The sequence below is a fragment of the Rhizobium sp. BK512 genome (assembly GCF_014194915.1).
Lineage (GTDB): Bacteria > Pseudomonadota > Alphaproteobacteria > Rhizobiales > Rhizobiaceae > Rhizobium.
In genome coordinates this window covers 26,038-46,645 of the sequence record NZ_JACIAS010000004.1, presented here as the reverse complement: position 1 = coordinate 46,645, position 20,608 = coordinate 26,038, and the positions used below count along the sequence as shown (strand labels likewise).

Sequence of the window (20,608 nt, the reverse complement as noted above, 5' to 3'; positions counted from 1 at the left end):
AAGCGCGAAACCGCTTTCCTGCTGCAGGTCGGTCATCGGCTCCGCTGCGCTGTCCGCTCAGTAGTGCGGCGGTTTGGTGATTGCCGGCGCTTCCAGCGATTGTTCCTCCAGGCTCAGGAACCGCTCGGTCAATCGATCGAGCTTGGCGCGCGTCTGCTCCATGACTTTCCATTGTTCGGCAAGCTGATCGGAAAGCTCATCAATTGTCTTTGCCTGATGGGCCAGCATTTCTTCCAGCTTCGTGATGCGGGCTGCCTCGTCGGACATCGGTTTTCTCCGGGGAAATCAGGTGGCATTCCAAAGCCCAAATAGGCCGAAGCGTCAATGGTTTCGAGGCCTCACGAAAACGATTCCGAAATGAACCATTTGGTTACTAAAAGCCCTTGCCGCATTCCGTCTTGTGGGGTAGGCCCTTATCCCATCAGGGAGGATAACTGATGGATGTAGGCAATGGCTTTCTTCATCCGGACCGGCTCTTTCCCGCCGATCCGGCAACGCGAACAATAGCACGCGATCTCTACGAGACCGTACGCGCCCTTCCGATCGTCAGCCCGCACGGGCATACCGAACCGTCCTGGTTCGCAGACGACAAGGCCTTCGAAGACGCCGCTTCGCTGCTCGTCATTCCCGACCACTATCTCTTCCGCATGCTGCACAGCACCGGCACCAAACTCGATGAGCTCGGTGTGCCACGACTCGACGGCAAACCGGTGGCGAGCGGCCGGGATATCTGGCGTGCTTTCGCCGCCAAATATCATCTTTTCCGCGGAACGCCGTCGAGCCTTTGGGTCGACCATGCCATGTCGGCCGTGCTCGGCTGCACCGAGCCGCTGACGACTGAGAATGCCGATGCGCTCTACGATCATATCAATACGCAGCTGAAACTTCCGGAGTTCAGGCCGCGGGCGCTACACCAGCGCTTCGGCATCGAGACGATCGCCACAACCGAAGGCGCGCTCGACCCGCTTCCGCACCATCAGAAGATGGCGACCGACGGCTGGATCGGCAAAGTGCGCACCACTTACCGACCGGACAGCGTCACCGATCCCGATGCCATCGGCTTCCGCGACAATCTCATCAAGTTCGGTGAGATCACCGGCTGCGACATCACCAAGTGGGATGGGCTGATCGAGGCGCACCGCAAGCGGCGCGCCTATTTCCGCCAGTTCGGCGCAACGGCGACCGATCATGGCGTGCCGACGGCCTTTACTGCCGATCTGCCGCTTGCCGAAAAGCAGGCGCTGCTCGACAAAGCGCTGAGGGGTCCCGTTTCGGCCGCCGATGCAGAGCTTTTCCGCGGCCAGATGATGACGGAAATGGCTGGGCTCTCGGCCGAAGATGGCATGGTGATGCAGATCCATGCCGGTTCGCGCCGCAACACGGACCGTGAACTTTTCGAAACCCGTGGACCGAATATGGGCGCCGATATTCCGACGCGCACGGACTGGGTCGGCGGCCTCAATGCCCTGCTTTCGAAATACGGCCATGCGCCTGGCCTGCGCATCCTGCTCTTCACGCTCGACGAGACGACCTATGCCCGCGAGCTTGCGCCGATGGCCGGCCACTGGGCCTGCCTGATGATCGGGCCGCCCTGGTGGTTCCACGACAGCCCGCTCGGCATTCGTCGTTATCTCGACCAGGTCGTCGAGACGGCCGGTTTCGCCAATCTTGCCGGCTTCAACGACGATACGCGCGCGCTCCTGTCGATCCCCGCCCGTCACGATGTCTGGCGCCGCGAGATTTGCCGCTTCCTGGCGCAGCTTGCGGTCGAGCATCGGATTTCCAAAAAGGAAGCCGAGACCGTGGCGCGCGAACTCTCCTATGATAATGCGAGGAAGGCCTACAAACTGTGAGCGACAGATTACAGAACGTGACCGGCCTTGCGCCGACGGCGAAGCTTCCTGCCTATGACAGGAATGCGCTAAAGGCCGGCATCCTGCATCTCGGTCCCGGTGCCTTCTTCCGCGCGCATTTCGCGCCTTTCACGGATGGCGCGCTGGCAGCCGCCGGCGGCGAATGGGGCATCGAGGTGGCGAGCCTGCGCACCCCCGATGTCGCGGATAACCTCTCCGCCCAGAACGGGCTCTATACCGTGCTGATCCGTGATACATCGGGCACGACGGCTCATGTTATCGGCTCGATCCTGGGGGCACATGTGGCGCCCCGCGATCCGGCGGGCCTGCTGACACGGCTCGAAGATCCTGAAATCCGCATCGTCAGCATGACGGTGACGGAAAAGGCCTATGGTTTCGATCCGGCAACCGGAGGGCTTGACCTCAAGCATCCCGATATTGTCGCCGACCTCGCCAACCGGCATGCGCCGCGCGGCGTCATCGGCTATCTCGTCGAGGGTCTGAGGCGGCGCCGGGAGAAGGGTATCGCTCCCTTTACGCCGCTCAGCTGCGACAACCTGCCGAGCAATGGCGCGGTGCTGAAGCGTCTGGTGCTGGAATATACCGCCCGCATCGATGCGGATCTGCATCGATGGATCGAGGCGAATGTGCCTTTCCCTTCGACGATGGTCGACCGCATTACGCCGGCAAGCACCGATGAGACCTATGCCGATGCCAAGCGGCTGACGGGCCGCACGGACCTGGCGGCAATCGAGACGGAGCCCTTTACCCAGTGGGTGATCGAGGACCATTTCGTCAACGGCCGTCCGGCGTGGGAAAAGGTTCATGGCGCGCTGATGGTCGAGGAAGTCTCGGCCTATGAGAAGATGAAGCTGCGTATGCTGAACGGCGCGCATTCGCTCCTCGCTTATCTCGGCTATATAGCTGGCTATGAATTTGTCCGCGACGTCATGGATGATGCAGGATTGGCAGCACTGGCACGCCGGCACATGAGTGCGGCGGCGGCGACCCTGGATCCGGTTCCCGGCATCGATCTCGATGCCTATGCGAACGAATTGATAGCACGCTTTGCAAACAAGGCGATCGCCCACCGTACCTATCAGATCGCCATGGACGGCACACAGAAACTGCCGCAGCGCCTGCTGGAACCGGCAACGGAAGCGCTTGCCAAGGGTAGCAAAGCGGAGACCTACGCGATCGCCGTCGCGGCCTGGATGCGCTATGCGACGGGCATCGATCGGAATGGCGAGCGTTATGAGTTGCGTGACCCTCGCGCCGGGGAGATTGCGGCTTTGATCGCCGATGTGCCGCGCAACGGCGCGGCGGTCTCGGCTGCACTGTTCAAGCTGCCAGGCCTATTTCCGAAGGCTCTGACCGGGAACATCGCCTGGACGGAGGACGTGGCGAACAAGCTGGAGATTCTTATCCAGGACAATAGGCTGCCCCTTTATTGAAGCACTTCGCGCCGTTCTCATCCCGTGGCTGCCATGGGATGAGAAAGCGTCAAGGGAAGCCGGTTCTCGCCGCAGTCGTCCAAAGCGCGTCGTCATCCCGAGGCTTCGCTTGCCGAGCTTTAGGTCTTTGCTTTTACGCACGTCGTCATCGCAAAACCGCTGCGCACTTTGGCGCGACATGCTTTAGGCCTTGATCCGCTTCATTTCGGGGTCATAGAGCGGCTTTAGCGAAACCTTGCAGGGCACGCGTTCGCGCGCGACATCCAGCTCATAGACGCCGGAGAGGACAAAATCCTCCGTTACGCCATCGCTATGACGCACATAGCCGTAACCGATTGGCTTACCGATGGTATAACCGAAGCCGCCACTGGAAAGCCAGCCGACGCGCTGTCCGTCACGGTAGATGGTTTCACGGCCAAGCAGCACGATATCGGGATCATCGGGCACAAAGCAGGCGAGTATCTTCTTCACACCGCTTTCGAGCTGCCGCTCGATCGCCGCCCGCCCCTTGAAAGGCGTAGTCTTGCGTGTCTTTACCGCCCAGCCGAGCCCAGCTTCGATGGGCGTGTGATCAGGACCGATATCAGAACCCCAGGCGCGATAGCCCTTTTCCAGCCGGCAGCTCTCGATCGCGCGATAGCCGGCGTTGACGAGGCCGAACTGCCCGTCTGCGGCCATCAGCGCATCATAAACGGTCGTCGCGTATTCGATCGGCACATGCAGTTCGTAGCCGAGTTCGCCGACATAGGTAATGCGCAACGCCCGCACAGGGCAGCCGGCAATGCCGATGGTCTTGACCCGACCGAAGGGGAAGCCAGCGTTGGAGATGTCACTTGTCGTGACCCTTTCCAGGATGGTGCGGGAATTCGGGCCCATCAGCGAGAGCACAGTATAGGCGGAAGTGACATCGACGAGTTCGGCGTGGAGGCCATCGGGAATGCTGCGCGAGATCCAGTCGAAATCGTGCGTGGCAAAGCCGGTGCCGGTGACAATGTAATATTCGTTTTCGGCAATGCGCGCGCAGGTCACGTCGCATTCGATGCCGCCCTTGTCGTTCAGCATTTGCGTGTAGATCAGTGATCCCACAGGCTTTGAGACATCGTTGGCAGCAATCCATGACAGTGCCGTCTCGGCATCCCTGCCCTTCAGCACGAATTTGGCAAAGGAGGTCTGGTCGAAGATGACGGCTGCTTCGCGCACCGCCTTGTGCTCGCGGCCAACGGCCTCGAACCAGTTCTGGCGGCCATAGGTATAGATATCCTTCGGCTCCTCATTGGCGAAGAGATCGGCAAACCAGTTCGGCCGCTCCCAGCCGAGTTTTTCGCCGAAGCAGGCGCCCTGCGCCTTCAGCCGTTCATAAAGCGGCGACTTGCGGCAGGGACGGCCACTTGCATATTCCTCAAAGGGAAAGGCCAGCGTGTAGTGTTTGCCATAGGCCTCCAGCGTTCTCGTGCGAACCCAGTCCGTGTCGAAATGCGGGCGGCCGAAGCGGCGGATATCGACCGGCCAGAGGTCGTAGGGCGGCTCGCCTTTCGTCACCCATTCGGCAAGCGCCATGCCGGCGCCACCGGCAGACGCGATGCCGAAGGCATTGAAGCCGGCACCGACGAAAAAATTCTTCAGTTCCGGTGCTTCGCCGAGGATGAAGTTGCCGTCGGGCGTAAAACTCTCCGGGCCGTTCAGAAGCTGCTTGATGCCCGCGTTTTCAAGAGCGGGCACGCGACCGAGCGCCTGCTCCATGATCTGTTCGAAGTGATCGAAATTGCTGTCGAGCAGCGTGTAGTGGAAACCTTCGGGTATGCCGTCCATGGCCCAGCCGATAGGATTCGGCTCATAGCCGCCCATGACCATGCCGCCGACCTCTTCCTTGTAATAGGTGAGGCGATCGGGGTCGCGCAGTGTCGGGAGATTGGAAGGCACACCGAAGGATTCGGTAATGATGTACTGATGTTCGACGGAAACAAGCGGCACGTTGACGCCGAAGCGGGCGGCGAAGCTGCGGGTCCATTGGCCGGCGCAGACCACGACCCGCTCGCATTCGATACGGCCTTGAGCAGTGATGACGGCGCGGATCCTGCCCTTGTCGATTTCGAGATCGAGTACTTCTGTGTCCTCGAAGATAGAAACGCCGGCCATACGGGCACCTTTTGCCAGCGCCTGGGTAATGTCGGAGGGATTGGCCTGGCCATCCGTCGGCAGATAGGCGGCGCCGACGAGATCGTCTGTCGTCATCAGCGGCCAGAGATCAAAGGCCTCCTGCGGATTCAGAAGATGCATTTCGAGGCCGAAGGACTGGGCCGTCGTCGCCTGACGCTTGACCTCGATCCAGCGCTCCTCGTTACAGGCAAGCCGCAGGCCGCCATTCATCTTCCAGCCGGTGCCGAGGCCGGTCTCGGCTTCGAGCTTCTTGTAGAGATCGACGGAATATCCCAGAAGCTGGGTGATATTGGCGCTGGTGCGCAATTGCCCGACGAGGCCAGCGGCGTGGAATGTCGTGCCGGAGGTCAGCTTCTTGCGCTCCAGCAGCACCGTGTCGGTCCAGCCGAGTTTGGCCAGATGATAGGCGGTCGAGCAGCCGATGATGCCGCCGCCGATAACCACGGCTTTTGCCGTCTTCGGTAATTCCTTCGTCATTCAATGATCCTGTTCAAATGCCCGATAGGCGCGCTCGAAACGTGCAAGATTTTCGACGGTATAGGTGGCGTAGTCGAAATCAATGGTCGAATGGATCTCGGAGATCATGCTCCAGAGGGTCTCGCGCAGCAGCGAGGCGCACTTCATGGCCTGGTAGCGGCGGCTCAAATCATCCGTCAGCGGCCGATCGAAATAGGTTTCCAGCATCATGCGCTCCGCCTCTGCAGAAAACTCGCTGTTGGACGCAAGACCGCCGAGATCGAATAGCGGCGTATTGAAGCCGGCGTAATCCCAGTCGATCAGCCAGAGCCGTCTGCCATCGTCGAGAAAATTGGCGGCGAGCAGGTCGTTGTGACCGAAGGCAATCTCGAAGGGGCCCGCGGCTTCTTCGAGACGCTCGGCTTTGGCAAGCAGCTCGTCCAGCAGCGGCGAATAAGGACTGCCGGCAGCCTTCAAGTTTGCGATGTAATCGCGGATCACATGGAAAACCCAAAAGATCAGCGCCTGACCGCGAAAATGGCGGGCCATGTCGCGGTGGCAGGCGCGGATCAGTGGAATGAGACGGGCAAGCGTTTCGGGCTTCCTGACATCATCAGGCGACAGTGGTTTGGCATCGATGAAATCGAGAACCAGCACGCCTGGCGCATGATGGATAACGGCAGGCGAGATGCCGGCCGCATGGCCTGCACGGCTTGCCGCAAGCTCGTTCTGCCTGTTGATGTGGTGGACCGGGATATCGTCGCCCAGGCGGACAACGCGACGCTGCGCGCCATCTCTCACCAGATAGTTCCGGTTGGTGAGGCCGCCGGTGATCGGGACTATGTCGATCGGACCTTGCCAAATGCCAAGCGCATGGATCCTCTCTTCAGGCGTCACGCCTATCCCCCTCGTCACCCTCAAGGAAATGATGGGCTTGAGAGGGATCGGCTGTCAAGCGGCGGCTTTTTCAGATCGTCTTGCCGCTGGCGTCGAAAACGTGACAGCGGGCGGGATCGAAGGATGCCTTCACATTGGTGCCGCGCTCGACCTTCTGCTGACCATCAAGCGCTATGGTCAGCGCCTGGTTGTCCGGCGTCGTTGCGTAGAGCATGGTGGCGCCACCGAGATTTTCGACGAGATCGACGTTGACGGTCGAGAGCACGGTGCCGCCTTCCGTCACGGCAAGATGTTCTGGACGGATGCCGAAGGTAACATCCTGGCCCGGCTGACCGGCAAGCCGACGGCCGAGCTGGATTGAGCTGCCGCAGACGTTAAGCGTCGAGCCGGCGTCGGCGACACTTTCGATCCTGGCATTGAGGAAGTTCATCTTCGGGCTGCCGATAAAGCCGGCGACGAAACGGTTGGCGGGATTGTTGTAGAGGTCGAGAGGGGCGCCAACCTGCTCGATCCGACCGGAATTCAGGACGACGATCTTGTCGGCCATCGTCATGGCTTCCACCTGGTCGTGGGTGACATAGATCATCGTGTTGCCGAGGCTGCGGTGCAGGCGGGAAATCTCCACGCGCATCTGGACGCGCAGTTCAGCATCGAGGTTGGACAGCGGCTCGTCGAAGAGGAAGATGCGCGGCTCACGAACGATGGCACGGCCGATTGCAACACGCTGGCGCTGGCCACCCGAGAGTGCCTTCGGCTTGCGCTCCAGCAGCTTCTCGATTTGCAGGATCTGCGCGGCGCGGCGTACTTTCGGTTCGATTTCCGCCCGCTTGTAGCCTGCGGTTTCGAGACCGAAGGCTAGGTTCTTGTAGACCGACATATGCGGATAGAGCGCATAGGACTGGAAGACCATGGCGATGCCGCGCTTGGCGGGCGTCACCTCGTTCATGCGCTCATTGTCGAGCAGCAGCGCACCACCGGAAATTTCCTCGAGGCCGGCGATCATGCGCAGCAGCGTGGACTTGCCGCAACCAGACGGGCCGACGAAGACCGCGAACTCACCGGGATCGATCGTCAGGTCGATGCCGTGGATGACGTCGAGCTGCCCATAGCGCTTCTCGACCTTCTGAAGAACGACACTCGTTGCCATGTTCCGAAATCCCCTCTTATTTGGTTCTTGCACGCCAGTCGGCGTATTTCGGGCTGTCAGGACCGATCGGCAGGGCAACATCGGCGCCGCTATCGGAAGATTGGTAGATGGCCGTGACCAGCTCCAGCGCGCGCCTTGCATCCGCGCTCGTCACCGGAAGCGGTCCCTTGCCCATCAGATAATCGTGGAAGCGCAGCATCTGCGTGTTGAAGCGCAGCGGTACGGGCTGCCAGTCAGCGATGACGGCATCTATCTTCGCCTGAACTTCGTCATCGGCAGCAATAATCTGCCAAGGATCCTGGCCGGGCGCATAGGCCTCGTGATTGCTCTCGAATGTGATGTTTTCGAAGTGAAGCCTGAGCCGGCTGATCTCGTTCTGCGAGCCGAGCGTGCAGGACAACGAAACGAAGGCGCCGTTCTGCATCTGCAGGCTGACGGAGGCGCAGTCTTCGACCTCGATCTCGTTGACGCGGGTCGCCACGCGGCCGAATACGCGGGTGGCGGGGCCGGCAAGGTAGAACAGCATGTCGTGCAGATGGAGCGCGTGGGTGACCAGCACCCCGCCGAGTTCGGTCGCCCATTTGCCACGCCAGGGCACGGCATAATATTCCGGCTTGCGACGCCAGAAGGTTTCGACCGAACCCATATAGAACTTGCCGGCGAGACCGGCATCGATGATGCGCTTGGCCTTCTCGACACCATCGCCATAGCGATATTGGAAGATCGGCATCAGCGTGCCCCTGGCAGTCTTCTCGGCCGCAATGATCTCGTCCGCACCGGCGAGCGAGCCCGTCAGCGGCTTTTCGCAGACCACGTTCTTGCCAGCGGCCAAGGCAGCGATGACCTGTTCCTTGTGGATGCCTGGTGGCGTGCAGATATCGATGATGTCGATGCTGTCATCGGCAAGCAGCTCGTCGAAGGAGGTCGTGCGCCGTTCGATGCCGAATTCGTCGCCGATCGTCTTCAGGCGATCTTCGTTCAGGTCGCAGATCGCTACGACCTTGAACTTGTCCGGATGCGGCAGATACCCCTCGACGATATGGGAGCGGCCGATACCGCAGCCGATGATCGCGACTGTCTTGATGCTCATGTCACTTAATCCTGTCTGGCTTTTCCGCCCGATCCATCAACGCTTCATGCCGGTCGTGGCGATGCCCTCGATCAGCAGGCGCTGGAAGAACAGGAAGAAGAAGAACACGGGCACGAGCGTGAGCGTCGACATGGCGAACAATCCGCCCCAGTCCGATGCGCTGGTGGAGTCCACGAAAGTGCGCAGGCCGAGCTGGATCGTGTAGGTGTTCATGTCGTTGAGGTAGATCAGCGGGCCGAAGAAATCGTCCCAGGTCCAGATGAAGGAGAATATGGCGGCTGTGGCCAGAACCGGCAGTGACAGCGGCAGCATGATCTTCCAGTAGATGCGCCAGGCGCTGCAGCCATCCATCATCGCGGCTTCATCGAGTTCGCGCGGGATGCCGCGGAAGAACTGCACCATCAGGAAGATGAAGAAGGCGTCGCTTGCGAGGAACTTTGGCACGACCAGCGGCAGGATGGTGTTGACCCAGCCGAGATCGAGGAAGAGCACATATTGCGGGATCAGCGTCACGTGATAGGGGATCATCAGCGTGCCGAGCATGATCGCGAACCAGAAGTTCCGGCCGGCAAAACGCAGCCGCGCGAAGGCGAATGCCGTCAGCGAACAGGCAATGACGTTGCCAGCGACAACCAGCAGCGAGATGACGAGCGAATTCCAGAAGAAGCGGCCGAAGCTGATGTCGAGGCCGGTCCAGCCGCGCACGTAGGACGAAAAATCGACCGAGGACGGAATGAGCGAGGTCGACGAGAAGATCTCGTTTTCCGGTCTGACCGATGCCGACACCATCCACAGCAGCGGATAGAGCATCAAAAGCGAGGCGGCGATCAGCAGCGCGTGGATGACGAGCGTTGCCGGCAGGCTGCGTTTGGTAATGTCCGATGGCGGCCTGGCCGCGGTGACGGAAGCGGTCATCTCAGTCATCGTAGTGTACCCAATAGCGCGAGGTCAGGAAGGAGAAGGCCGTAAAGATCGCGATGATCACCACGAGGATCCAGGCGAGCGCCGAGGCATAGCCCATGCGGAAATTGCCGAAAGCTTCCTGATAGAGATAGAGCGTATAGAACAGCGTCGAATTGATCGGGCCACCCGTGCCGCCGGATATGATGAAGGCCGGCGTGAAGGCCTTGAAGGCGTCGATCGTCTGGACGACGGCATTGAAAAAGATCACGGGCGTCAGCAGCGGCAGGGTGATCTTGTAGAACTGGCGGAATTTCGATGCACCGTCGAGGCTTGCAGCCTCATACATATCCTGCGGGATCTGGCGCAGGCCGGCCAGGAAAATGATCATAGGCGAGCCGAACTGCCAGACGGAGAGTGCGACCAGCGTGTAGATCGAATAGCTCGGATGCGAAATCCAGCTCGGGCCGACGATACCGAAATGCGAAAGTGCGGCGTTGACGAGACCATCGCTGGCGAAAAGCTGGCGCCACAATACGGCGATCGCCACGCTGCCGCCAAGAAGGGACGGAAGGTAGAAGATCGCGCGGTAGATCGGCAGGCCGCGCAAGCCCCGGTTCAGGGCAAGCGCAACAAGAAGCGCAAAGGTCAGCTTGAAGGGCACCGACAAGACGACATAGGTCAATGTGACGGACATGGCCGATGCAAATTTCGGATCGGCCGTCGCGATGCGCACGTAATTTGCGGCTCCCACCCAACCCGGCGCCCTCAACATGTCGAAGTCGGTGAAGGAGAGGTAGAGCGAAATCAGGGCCGGGCCGAGTGTCAGGCCGAAAAAGCCTATCAGCCAAGGAAGCAGAAAGAGATAGCCGGGAGCATTGGCATTCCACAGCCGCCGGAGGCGTCCGTCAGCCCGTACTCCCTGATATCTTTCCACGGTTACCGTCCCTGCGGACGTGCGCATCGCATTGGTCATATAAGATCAACCCCGCGCGAGAATTCGCGTGATTTCATCCACGAGCTGCTTACCGGCATCAGCCGGGGTAAGTTGGCCGAAAGCGACCTGCTCCGAGATAGTGCGGAGCACGACCTGACCTTCGCCGGCGCCGGTCGGCGGCGGGGGCGGAAGCGGGCCTGCGAGATCGCCGAGACCGCTGACATATTCGAGCGGGACCTTGCCGGTTTCATCGAGCGTGCCGGCAACGACGTCACGCATCGCCTTCGATTCCGGAATACCGCGCTCGACATCGAGGATCTTGGCAGCATCGGGGTTCTTGACGAAGAAGTTGACGTAGTCGACAGCCTGATCGATCGCCTTGGACTGGGCGGAAACCGAGAAGAACATCGAAGGCTTACGGTAGTGTCCGCCCTTCGAATCCGGCTTGATCCTCATATAGTTGCTGAGCATCAGCTTGTCCTTGACCATCGCCTGATAGCCAACGAACTGGTTGGAGTGGGCGTAGTCGCAGGCAGCCTTGCCGACGGTCAGCGGACTGGTGTCGATCGTATCCTTGTAGAGCGCCTGAATGTCGGGCGTTACGCAGGCGCCGGCCTCACGGAACTTGGCCCACATGTCGAACCATTCGGACGCATCCTCGGCACCGAAGGCAATCTTCGAATCCGCCGTGTAGAGCGCCTTGCCGCGCTGGCGCAGGTAGTTTTCGAAGAGCGGCTCGCCGCCACTGCCATCGGCAAAACCGAAATAGCCCTTGCGCTTGCCGGCCTTGGTGATTTCAGCACCGATCTTGCCGAATTCTTCCCAAGTCGTCTTGTTGGTCGGCACGTCGATGCCGGCCTCCTTGAAGGCAACCGTGTTGATGACGGTCGCTGCCGAGTTCGCGCCGAGGCTGACACCATAGAAATGGCCGTCGACCTTGCCGCCTTCGATCTGCGCCGGATCGAAATCATCGAGCTGCAGTTTCGAGGGCATATAGGATTCCAGCGGAGCAAGAGCGCCGCGTCGGGCATATTCGACGATGTAGCGATAATCCATCTGGATGACGTCGGGGGCGTTGCGGCCGGCCACCTGCGTGGCGAGGCGCGGCCAGTAATCGGCCCATCCTAGGAATTCGCCGGTGATGGCAACACCGCTGTTTTTCGCCTTGAAAAGGTCTGAGACCTTGTTGGTGCGGTCAGCGCGCGGCTGAGAGCCCCACCAGATGAGACGCAAGCGGTTTTCCTGGGCAAAAGCGCTGTTTCCGAGCGCCGAAAGCGAAAGGAGCGTTGCTCCGCCCGCCATGAAATTACGTCTGCTTACACGAAAAGACATATTGGTTTCCTCCTCCCAACAGGAAGCGCCTCCACACGCTTCCGAATTAGCTATCTTGCAACAAATAACTAATTGGTTACAAGTTATGTTCAAAGTCTTCGGGCTGTCAAGCGGTGTTGGTGACCCGATTGCGCCGACCAATTCGGGTTTTTACATTCTCCCGCTTAAGCCTTATGAGCGCAACATGGGGAAGATAGGGGAAATCGTATGAACGACACAGGGGAGAGCGCAAAAAAGAAGATCAAGCGTCCGTCCACCGAACGAACCGCCCAACGCGATCCGGAGCGCACGCGTGCGGCCATTCTTGAAGCCGCCACACGGGAATTTGCCGAAAACGGCATGGGCGGCGCGCGGGTCGATTCCATTGCAGAGCGCGCCGGCACCAACAAGCGTATGCTCTACCATTATTTCGGCGACAAGGAGCAGCTCTATCTTCGCGTCCTCGAGGAAGCCTATGTCAGCATCCGCACCGCCGAGCGCGCCCTGAACATCGGCACGCGCAGCCCTGAGGAAGGCATTGGGGAACTCGCCCTCTTCACCTGGCGCTATTTCTTGCAACATCCGGAGTTCCTCAGCCTGCTCGGCACGGAAAACCTGCACCGCGCCCGCTGGCTGCGCCAGTCCGTACGGCTGAAGGAACTGCACTCGCACCTGATCGGCGAGCTTTCGCAGGTGCTGGAAGAGGGCAAAAAGGCTGGCGTCTTCATCGAGACCGCCGATCCGCTGCATGTCTATCTGACAATCGCGTCACTTGGCTATTTCTACCTATCCAACCAGTACACGCTCTCGACGATCTTCGGCCGCGATCTCATCACCCCAGCTAGTCTCGAGACCTGGGAACGCCACATCGTTCACGTCACGCTCGCTTCGATAAAGCGCTGATTTTCAAAAAACCGAATTGGCTATTGACAGCAATATTCCTCTTCTGCCATCAAGTAACTGTTTAGTTACCAGCTCGGGAGGGCCGGGCCTGACTGCCCGCTCCCGACGCATAAAAGCTTCCAGGGAGGAAAAAGTGGCACGTTTGGGGATCATTTTGCACGGCGTTACCGGCCGTATGGGTTACAACCAGCACCTCGTTCGCTCGATCCTCGCCTTTCGCGATCAGGGCGGCATCACGCTGAAATCAGGCGAGAAACTGGAAATCGATCCGATCATCGTCGGCCGCAACGGCGCGAAGATGGAGGAGCTTGCCCGCAAGCATAACATCAAGCGCTGGTCGACCGATCTCGATGCTGCGCTCGCCAATCCCGATGACGCCATCTTCTTCGATGCCGGAACCACGCTGATGCGCGCAGAGCTGCTGTCCAAGGCGCTCGATGCCGGCAAGCACGTCTATTGCGAAAAACCCATCTCCGACGACCTGCAGGTTGCGATCGACCTGGCCCGCAAGGCGCGCGCATCCGGCCTCAAGCACGGCGTGGTGCAGGACAAGCTCTTCCTCCCCGGCCTTCGCAAGCTGGCGCTGCTTCGTGATTCCGGCTTCTTCGGCAAGATCCTCTCTGTGCGCGGCGAATTCGGCTACTGGGTCTTCGAAGGCGACTGGGGCGTGCCGGCCCAGCGCCCGTCCTGGAACTACCGCAAGGCCGATGGCGGCGGCATCATCCTCGATATGCTGTGCCACTGGCGCTATGTGCTCGATAATCTCTTCGGCGAGGTGAAGGCCGTTTCCTGCCTGGGTGCAACCCATATTCCCACCCGCATCGATGAACAGGGCAAGCCCTACAACTGCGACACCGATGATGCCGCCTATGCGACCTTCGAGCTGGAAGGCGGCGCGATCGCGCAGGTCAATTCATCCTGGGCCGTGCGTGTTCGTCGCGACGACCTCGTGACCTTCCAGGTGGACGGCACGCATGGCTCGGCCGTTGCCGGGCTGACGAAATGCTGGAGCCAGCATCGCGTCAATACGCCAAAGCCTGTCTGGAACCCCGACCAGCCGCAGACGATCGACTTCTACAAGACCTGGGACGAAGTGCCGGATACGCAGGTCTTCGACAATGGCTTCAAGGCGCAGTGGGAAATGTTCATCCGTCACGTGGTCGAAGACGCTCCCTGGCCCTATGGCCTGGAAGCCGGCGCCAAGGGCGTGCAGCTTGCAGAACTCGGCCTGAAATCCTGGGCCGAGCGCCGCTGGCTCGATGTCCCCGCCCTGGAGTTCTGAGCCGTGACGACGATCAATCTTCCTCTCGACGGCAAGATCGCTCCTTATGCGCTGACTGGCACGCCGATCGAACTCAAGAAGCGGGACGCCAAGAGCTTCCCGCGCATCGCTTTTGCCGCGGCCCATGTCGTCGCCGATCCGCTGGCCGACAACGATCCCTGGTTGACGCCGGCGATCGACTGGGAGCGTACGCTCGCTTTCCGCCATCGCCTCTGGGATCTCGGTCTCGGCGTTGCCGAAGCTATGGATACGGCGCAGCGCGGCATGGGGCTTGGCTGGCCGGAGGCCCGCGAGCTTATCCGCCGCGCACTTGGCGAAGCCGCCTCCCGCAAGGACGCGCTGATTGCCTGTGGCGCCGGTACCGACCATCTGACGCCCGGCCCCGACGTGACGATCGACACGATCATCCGGGCTTACGAGGAACAGATCGAGACGGTGGAAGCCGCCGGTGGTCGCATCATCCTCATGGCAAGCCGTGCCCTAGCCGCGGCAGCCAAGGGGCCGGACGATTATATCAAGGTCTATGACCGCATTCTTCGCCAGGTGAAGGAACCCGTCGTCATCCACTGGCTCGGCGAAATGTTCGATCCGGCGCTACAGGGATATTGGGGCAATGGCGACCATCTGAAGGCAATGGAAACCTGCCTGCAGGTGATCGAAGCCAATGCCGCGAAGGTCGATGGTATCAAGATCTCGCTTCTTTCCAAGGAGAAGGAAGTGACGATGCGCCGGCAGCTGCCGAAGGGCGTGCGCATGTATACTGGCGATGACTTCAACTACGCCGAACTGATCGCCGGCGATGAGCATGGCCATTCGGACGCGCTGCTCGGCATTTTCGACGCCATCGCACCTGCGGCTTCGGCCGCACTCGACGCGCTTGGCCGCAAGAGCAACCACGAATTCTTCGACCTGCTCGAGCCGACCGTTCCGCTGTCGCGCCACATCTTCAAGGCACCGACCCGCTTCTACAAGACCGGCGTCGTCTTCCTCGCCTATCTCAACGGTCTGCAGGACCATTTCACGATGATCGGCGGCCAGCAGAGCACACGTTCGCTCACGCATCTGGCGGAGCTTTTCCGCCTTGCCGACAAGGCCCGGGTTCTCGCCGATCCGGACCTTGCAACTGATCGCATGAAACAGGTGCTTGCCGTTCACGGCGTTCATTGAGCGCCGGCGCGGCAATGGGAGGGGAATGACATGCAGATCGAAGGACTTTCGATCAACCTTGCGACGATCCGCGAGCAATGCGGCTTCGCCGAAGCCGTCGATATCTGCCTGAAACACGGCATCACCTCGATCGCGCCCTGGCGCGATCAGGTTGCCAAGGCCGGGCTCGACGAGGCTGTGCGGATTGTCAAATCGAACGGGATCAAATTGACGGGGCTCTGCCGCGGCGGCTTCTTTCCGGCGGCAAACGAGGCCGACTGGCAGAAGAACCTGGACGACAACAAACGCGCCATCGACGAGGCGGCAGCGTTTTCTGCCGATTGCCTTGTGCTCGTCGTCGGTGGCCTGCCAGGCAGTTCGAAGGATATCGTCGCGGCGCGCCAGATGGTGTTCGATGGCATTGCCGCCGTGTTGCCGCATGCTCAGGCTGCGGGCGTGAAACTCGCGATCGAGCCGCTGCACCCGATGTATGCTGCCGACCGCGCCTGCGTGAACACGCTTGGCCAGGCGCTCGATATGTGCGAGCAACTCGGCCAGGATGTCGGCGTCGCCGTCGATGTCTATCACGTCTGGTGGGATCCCGATCTTGCCAACCAGATTGCCCGTGCCGGACGGATGAAGCGCATCTTTGCGCACCATATCTGTGATTGGCTGGTGCCGACCAAGGACATGCTGCTCGACCGCGGCATGATGGGCGATGGCGTTATCGATCTCAAAGGCATAAGACGGATGGTGGAGGCCGCCGGCTTCTTCGGCGCGCAGGAGGTCGAAATCTTCTCCGCTGAAAACTGGTGGAAGCGCCCTGCCGACGAGGTGATCGCCACCTGCGTCGAGCGCTTCAGGAGCTGCTGCCAGATCTAGTTTTAAAATCCAATCCGTTTCATCACGTATGAAGGAGGAATCATTCGATGGAGAAACGCCGTTTTGCCCTGATCGGCACCGGTAACCGCGGCACCACGATGTGGGGCAAGGATCTGCTTTCCGGCTGGCGCGAGCATGTCGACCTGACTGCGATTGTGGAGAAGAATTCGCTGCGCGGCGAGCGCGCCCGCACCATGATCGGCAGCAACGCGCCGCTTTATGAAAACATCGATGCGATGCTGGCAGAGCAGAAGCCGGATCTGGCGATCGTTTGCACGCCGGATCATACACATGACGATATCATCGTGCGGGCGCTGGAATCCGGCATTGACGTGATCACCGAAAAGCCGATGACGACGTCGGTGGAAAAGATTCGCCGGATTCTGGATGCCGAAAAGCGCACCGGCCGCCGGGTCGACGTTTCCTTCAACTATCGCTATGCCCCGACGGCTGCAAAGATCAAGGAGCTCCTGAATTCCGGCGAGATCGGCCGTGTTACCTCGGTCGATTTTCACTGGTACCTCAACACCAAGCACGGCGCCGACTATTTCCGCCGCTGGCATGCCTATACGGAAAATTCCGGCAGCCTCTTCGTTCACAAGGCGACGCACCATTTCGACCTTCTGAACTGGTACCTGGACAGCGACCCCGATGCCGTAACCTCCTTTGCCGACCTGCAGAATTATGGCCGCAAGGGACCTTTCCGCGGCCCGCGCTGCAAGCTCTGTCCGCACAGCCATGAATGCGATTACTATCTCGATCTCGAAAAGGATCCCTTCCTCGACACGCTTTACGAGGATCCCGCGAAGATCGACGGCTATTTCCGCGACGGCTGTGTCTTTCGCGAGGATATCGACATTCCCGATACGATGGTCGTTTCCATCCGCTACCGGAACAACGTTCATGTCTCCTATTCGTTGAACACGTTCCAACCGATCGAAGGTCATCATCTGGCCTTTAACGGCACAAAGGGACGCATCGAGATCCGCCAGTATGAGGCGCAGCCCTGGGAAGAGCCGCGGGAAGACACGATCCTGCTGATCCGCAACTTCCCGCATGGAAAGGAAGCGGTCGAGCGCATCAAGGTACCGCATTCCTCCGGCGGTCATTACGGTGGTGACGACCGGATGCGCAACATGATCTTCAAGCCAGACATGCAGGACAGGCTGGCGCAGCGGGCCGGCACCCGTGCCGGAGCCATGTCCGTGCTTTGCGGCATCGCGGCACTGACGAGTTCGCGCACGGGCCGGGTCGTCAATATTTCCGATCTGATGCCGGAGCTTGCCAACGACGGTTCGCCGAATTCGATGAAGGCGTCCTAGGCCCTCAGGCCGTATTTTCCAGACCTTCGAGGGTGAGCCCGTAAAGCATGGGCTCGCCTTTGATGAAGCGTTCGGCCTCGTCTGCCGCCATTTCGCCGAGGCGGCTGCGCTCAAGGCCGACTGCGCCGGCTATATGCGGTGTCAGGAAGACATTAGACAGATCGTAAAACGCCGATTCCGGTCCCGGTATTTCGGGATCGGTCACATCGATGACTGCGTCGATGCGGCCAGTCTTCAGAACGGCCAGCAGAGCATCCTCATCGATCAGTGCACCACGGGCCGTGTTGATCAGGGTTGCACCGTCCTTCATCAATGCCAGCTTCGACGCATCAATCATGTGCCGGGTGGAGGGCAGAGACGGCGCGTGAACGGAGACGATGTCCGACCGGCGCATCAGGTCGTCCAGCTCGACTTTTTCTGTACCCAGAGCGCGCGCCTGCTCCGCATCGACGGTCGGATCGAATAGCAGCACCTGAAAATCGAAAGGTTTCAGGAGTTCGATGACGCGTCGGCCGATGCGCGAAGCGCCGATGATGCCAACCGCGCGGCGATAATTGCCGATGGCTTCATGCTGCATCGGGTGGGTTCGGTCCCGATGACGGTCGGCAACGTAAAGGTCGCGAAAGCGGAAGACATGCTTGCCGGCAAAGATGATTGCGGCGAGCGTAAACTCGGCGACCGGGACGGCGTTGGCCTCGGCCGCATGGCTGACGGCAATGCCGGCGTCAAAAATGCAGGCATCGACGATGCCCTTCACGGTTCCCGCTGCGTGGACCACGAGCTTCAACTTCGGCGCAAGCGTCAGAACCTCCCGACCGACATAGGGCGCGCCCCAGCCGGTGATCAGGATTTCCGCCTCGGACAGCAGACGTCTCGCCCGTTCGTCATCGAAGTGCTGAAGCGGTTCGGCATCGAGCAGACGCCCGATGCCATCCAGCCGGCGAAGGACCGCCTCGGGCAGCACATGCTCCGTGCGCGATGGCTGCATGGCGAGGACTATGGCAGCACGGTTCATGGCATATGCCCTGGCGCTTCTATGGCGCTGACGGTCACGCCCTTCTCACCGACCAGCTTCTGCAGTGCGTCGATATCGGGTGCTTTCGGAGGCGTGGTCCATGCCCCCGATACGGCAGCCGGATCGTTCAACGCCAGTACAGCCGTAACCAGAACCGTTTCGCCAGCCGGAATCTCGCCCCGGAGTTGGGGAACGAGTGTCTTGGACACGATCATGTTGGTATTCGGCAGCGCCTTCTGGGCAAGGCCGTTTCGCCTGATCGACGAACCGAGGTCGACGATACCGGTGAAATCTGCCTCGCCGATCGCATGAGCCGATCCCTGCTCTGCGAACAGCGTATCGGCATCGAGATCGCGTTTGGCAATCGCGAAACCACCTTCCGCGGTCTGTAACGGGCGTGGTGTCGTGATGCGGTGAACGCGAATATGCCACGGGGCCGTTGGCACGAGCCAGGTTTCGACCTTGACGTCGCCGAAGGCCGACCATCTGGAGTAAAGGATGTTGCCGGCGATCATTGCCTCTTCATTCGTTTCCCGAACGCGGTAATGCAGGCCGTCGTCGCTGAAGGCGAGCGCGGAATCGAAGGCGCCAAGCGCAAAAGCGCGCTCGTCGGCCTCGACGCTGAAGCCGTAGCGGGCGGAATAGGCGAATTTTGCGTATTTCTCCGTGCCGAAGCGCATCTGCAGATTTTCCTGACCAGACGAGAGCGCCACGACATCATTTCCGGCACGCATGATAACCATGCCCGGATGACGCTGCGGAACGACTTCCGGGGCTTGCTCGGGTGCCCTTTCCTCCGCGGTCCAGAAAGGATGATCCTCGGCAATGGCGAGCGGCAGGAAGGCCTTGAAGGCCCAATAGGGTGAGCCGGCTGAATTATAGCTTTCAGACATCAAGAGGTTCGGGTAGCCGAAGCCGATGGAAAGAACGCCGTCGTGACTGGCGATCGGCTTATCCCGCCACCAGCGCAGATGCTCGAGGCAGAGATGCTTGACCTCGCCCCAGGGCAATGCCTCGAGATCGGCGAAGGCGAGCGCGGACCAGAAACCGGCACAGGCGAATCGATAGGTGAGGCTGCGGCCGAAGGGGATTGTCGCGCCATCGGGCGCAAACCAGTGACGGAAATCCCTGGCGAAGAGCACGGCGCGCTCGCGATAACGCTTGGCATAGTCGTCATCGACCAGCTTCGAATAGATCAGGCCATAAAAATGCATGGCGAAGGGAATGTAGTGGTCGATGCGACGGATATTGCCGTCCCGGTACCAGCCATCGCCAATGTAGAAACCTTCGAGCTCTTCCAGATATTGCCTGGTCAGGCTGCGATCGAAATCGGCGCCGAGGCGGTCGAGGGCGATATCGACGAAGATGCGAAAGAACTTCCAGTTATTGTCAGCATAGTCGAACTGCCGGACATGCTTGAAATAGGCGATGATGTTATCGCGGGCGCGTTTGTCGAGCGGCTCCCAGATTTTTTCCGGCACCAGCGCCAAGGCAAAGCCAAGGGCTGCCAATTCCACCATGCGCTGGTCGCGGGCGTTGACCGTACCCCAATATTCGGGATGCGCCGGATCACAGCCATTCGCAAGACCTTCGGCAAATCGGTGCCAGTGATCGAAAGCGTTGTTGCCGGCGCCGAGCGGTGCAAGGCCCCAGAGTGGACGAGCGAAACCCTCAAGATCGGCAGCGGCCCGGTCGAAATGGGCGCCGGCGCCATCGAGGCGAACACGGGCATTGCCATCGGAGAAGAAAGGAAGCAGCGGATTGAAGAGGTCGTTGATGGCGCGGATCATGTCGTCGCGGGTCTTCAGCGGATTGCCTGCAAGCGGATTGGCGCTGGCGGGATCATAGGTCATCGG

17 protein-coding genes are annotated in these 20,608 nt (G+C 60.3%); 7 read left to right on the top strand and 10 right to left on the bottom strand.

The features are described 5' to 3' along the window. Nucleotides 1-57: 57 nt before the first annotated feature. Nucleotides 58-267 (bottom strand): SlyX family protein, encoded by a 210-nt coding sequence (locus tag FHX06_RS15430; protein ID WP_112542868.1) that lies wholly within the window; start codon nt 265-267, stop codon nt 58-60. Between the two features lie 170 nt (nt 268-437). On the opposite strand from FHX06_RS15430, the gene uxaC reads away from it, so the two are divergent. Then, nucleotides 438-1,853 (top strand): glucuronate isomerase, encoded by a 1,416-nt coding sequence (gene uxaC, locus FHX06_RS15425; protein WP_183879964.1) that lies wholly within the window; start codon nt 438-440, stop codon nt 1,851-1,853. Next, nucleotides 1,850-3,307, top strand: a complete 1,458-nt coding sequence (locus tag FHX06_RS15420) for a mannitol dehydrogenase family protein (RefSeq protein ID WP_113210443.1) — start codon at nt 1,850-1,852, stop codon at nt 3,305-3,307. The genes uxaC and FHX06_RS15420 overlap by 4 nt, the downstream gene beginning before the upstream one ends. A 183-nt stretch (nt 3,308-3,490) precedes the next feature. Here FHX06_RS15420 and FHX06_RS15415 read toward each other — a convergent pair whose 3' ends face one another. The 7 genes from FHX06_RS15415 to FHX06_RS15385 all read right to left on the bottom strand — a co-directional run bounded on the left by FHX06_RS15415 (nt 3,491) and on the right by FHX06_RS15385 (nt 12,223). After that, complete coding sequence (locus FHX06_RS15415; RefSeq protein WP_183879962.1) at nt 3,491-5,941, bottom strand: FAD-dependent oxidoreductase; 2,451 nt, start codon at nt 5,939-5,941, stop codon at nt 3,491-3,493. Beyond that, the gene (locus FHX06_RS15410; protein WP_113203540.1) at nt 5,942-6,817 is read right to left on the bottom strand and encodes a choline kinase family protein; all 876 of its coding nucleotides are present in this window, start codon (nt 6,815-6,817) and stop codon (nt 5,942-5,944) included. 70 nt (nt 6,818-6,887) lie between these two features. Continuing rightward, a complete protein-coding gene (locus FHX06_RS15405; RefSeq protein ID WP_113210447.1) occupies nt 6,888-7,964 on the bottom strand; it encodes an ABC transporter ATP-binding protein in 1,077 nt (358 codons plus the stop codon). Nucleotides 7,965-7,980: 16 nt separating this feature from the next. Next, a complete protein-coding gene (locus tag FHX06_RS15400; protein ID WP_113146718.1) occupies nt 7,981-9,054 on the bottom strand; it encodes a Gfo/Idh/MocA family protein in 1,074 nt (357 codons plus the stop codon). Between the two features lie 36 nt (nt 9,055-9,090). Then, on the bottom strand, nt 9,091-9,969 hold the full coding sequence (locus FHX06_RS15395; protein ID WP_018114858.1) for a carbohydrate ABC transporter permease: 879 nt from the start codon (nt 9,967-9,969) through the stop codon (nt 9,091-9,093). A gap of 1 nt (nt 9,970) precedes the next feature. Next, nucleotides 9,971-10,930 carry a carbohydrate ABC transporter permease gene (locus FHX06_RS15390; RefSeq protein WP_162710028.1) on the bottom strand — a complete coding sequence of 320 codons (960 nt, stop codon included), beginning with the start codon at nt 10,928-10,930 and terminating at the stop codon, nt 9,971-9,973. Between the two features lie 6 nt (nt 10,931-10,936). Continuing rightward, on the bottom strand, nt 10,937-12,223 hold the full coding sequence (locus FHX06_RS15385; protein ID WP_029616426.1) for an ABC transporter substrate-binding protein: 1,287 nt from the start codon (nt 12,221-12,223) through the stop codon (nt 10,937-10,939). A 207-nt stretch (nt 12,224-12,430) separates the two neighbouring features. Here FHX06_RS15385 and FHX06_RS15380 point away from each other — a divergent pair, with 207 nt between their 5' ends. The 5 genes from FHX06_RS15380 to FHX06_RS15360 all read left to right on the top strand — a co-directional run bounded on the left by FHX06_RS15380 (nt 12,431) and on the right by FHX06_RS15360 (nt 17,737). Then, nucleotides 12,431-13,105 carry a TetR/AcrR family transcriptional regulator gene (locus tag FHX06_RS15380; protein ID WP_018114862.1) on the top strand — a complete coding sequence of 225 codons (675 nt, stop codon included), beginning with the start codon at nt 12,431-12,433 and terminating at the stop codon, nt 13,103-13,105. Nucleotides 13,106-13,238: 133 nt separating this feature from the next. Then, nucleotides 13,239-14,387, top strand: coding sequence for a Gfo/Idh/MocA family protein (locus tag FHX06_RS15375; protein ID WP_029616427.1), 1,149 nt, complete (start codon nt 13,239-13,241; stop codon nt 14,385-14,387). Between the two features lie 3 nt (nt 14,388-14,390). Next, entirely contained in the window at nt 14,391-15,554 is a 1,164-nt protein-coding gene (locus FHX06_RS15370; protein ID WP_183879960.1) for a dihydrodipicolinate synthase family protein, read from the top strand. A gap of 30 nt (nt 15,555-15,584) precedes the next feature. Continuing rightward, nucleotides 15,585-16,415 (top strand): sugar phosphate isomerase/epimerase family protein, encoded by an 831-nt coding sequence (locus tag FHX06_RS15365; protein ID WP_113114861.1) that lies wholly within the window; start codon nt 15,585-15,587, stop codon nt 16,413-16,415. A 47-nt stretch (nt 16,416-16,462) separates the two neighbouring features. Then, nucleotides 16,463-17,737 (top strand): Gfo/Idh/MocA family protein, encoded by a 1,275-nt coding sequence (locus FHX06_RS15360; RefSeq protein ID WP_113210449.1) that lies wholly within the window; start codon nt 16,463-16,465, stop codon nt 17,735-17,737. Between the two features lie 4 nt (nt 17,738-17,741). On the opposite strand, the gene FHX06_RS15355 is transcribed toward FHX06_RS15360, so the two are convergent. Together FHX06_RS15355 and FHX06_RS15350 are read right to left on the bottom strand one after the other, a co-directional pair. After that, nucleotides 17,742-18,752 (bottom strand): hydroxyacid dehydrogenase, encoded by a 1,011-nt coding sequence (locus tag FHX06_RS15355; RefSeq protein ID WP_113210450.1) that lies wholly within the window; start codon nt 18,750-18,752, stop codon nt 17,742-17,744. Next, the gene (locus FHX06_RS15350; protein ID WP_113210459.1) at nt 18,749-20,605 is read right to left on the bottom strand and encodes a DUF2264 domain-containing protein; all 1,857 of its coding nucleotides are present in this window, start codon (nt 20,603-20,605) and stop codon (nt 18,749-18,751) included. The genes FHX06_RS15355 and FHX06_RS15350 overlap by 4 nt, the downstream gene beginning before the upstream one ends. Nucleotides 20,606-20,608 lie beyond the last annotated feature (3 nt).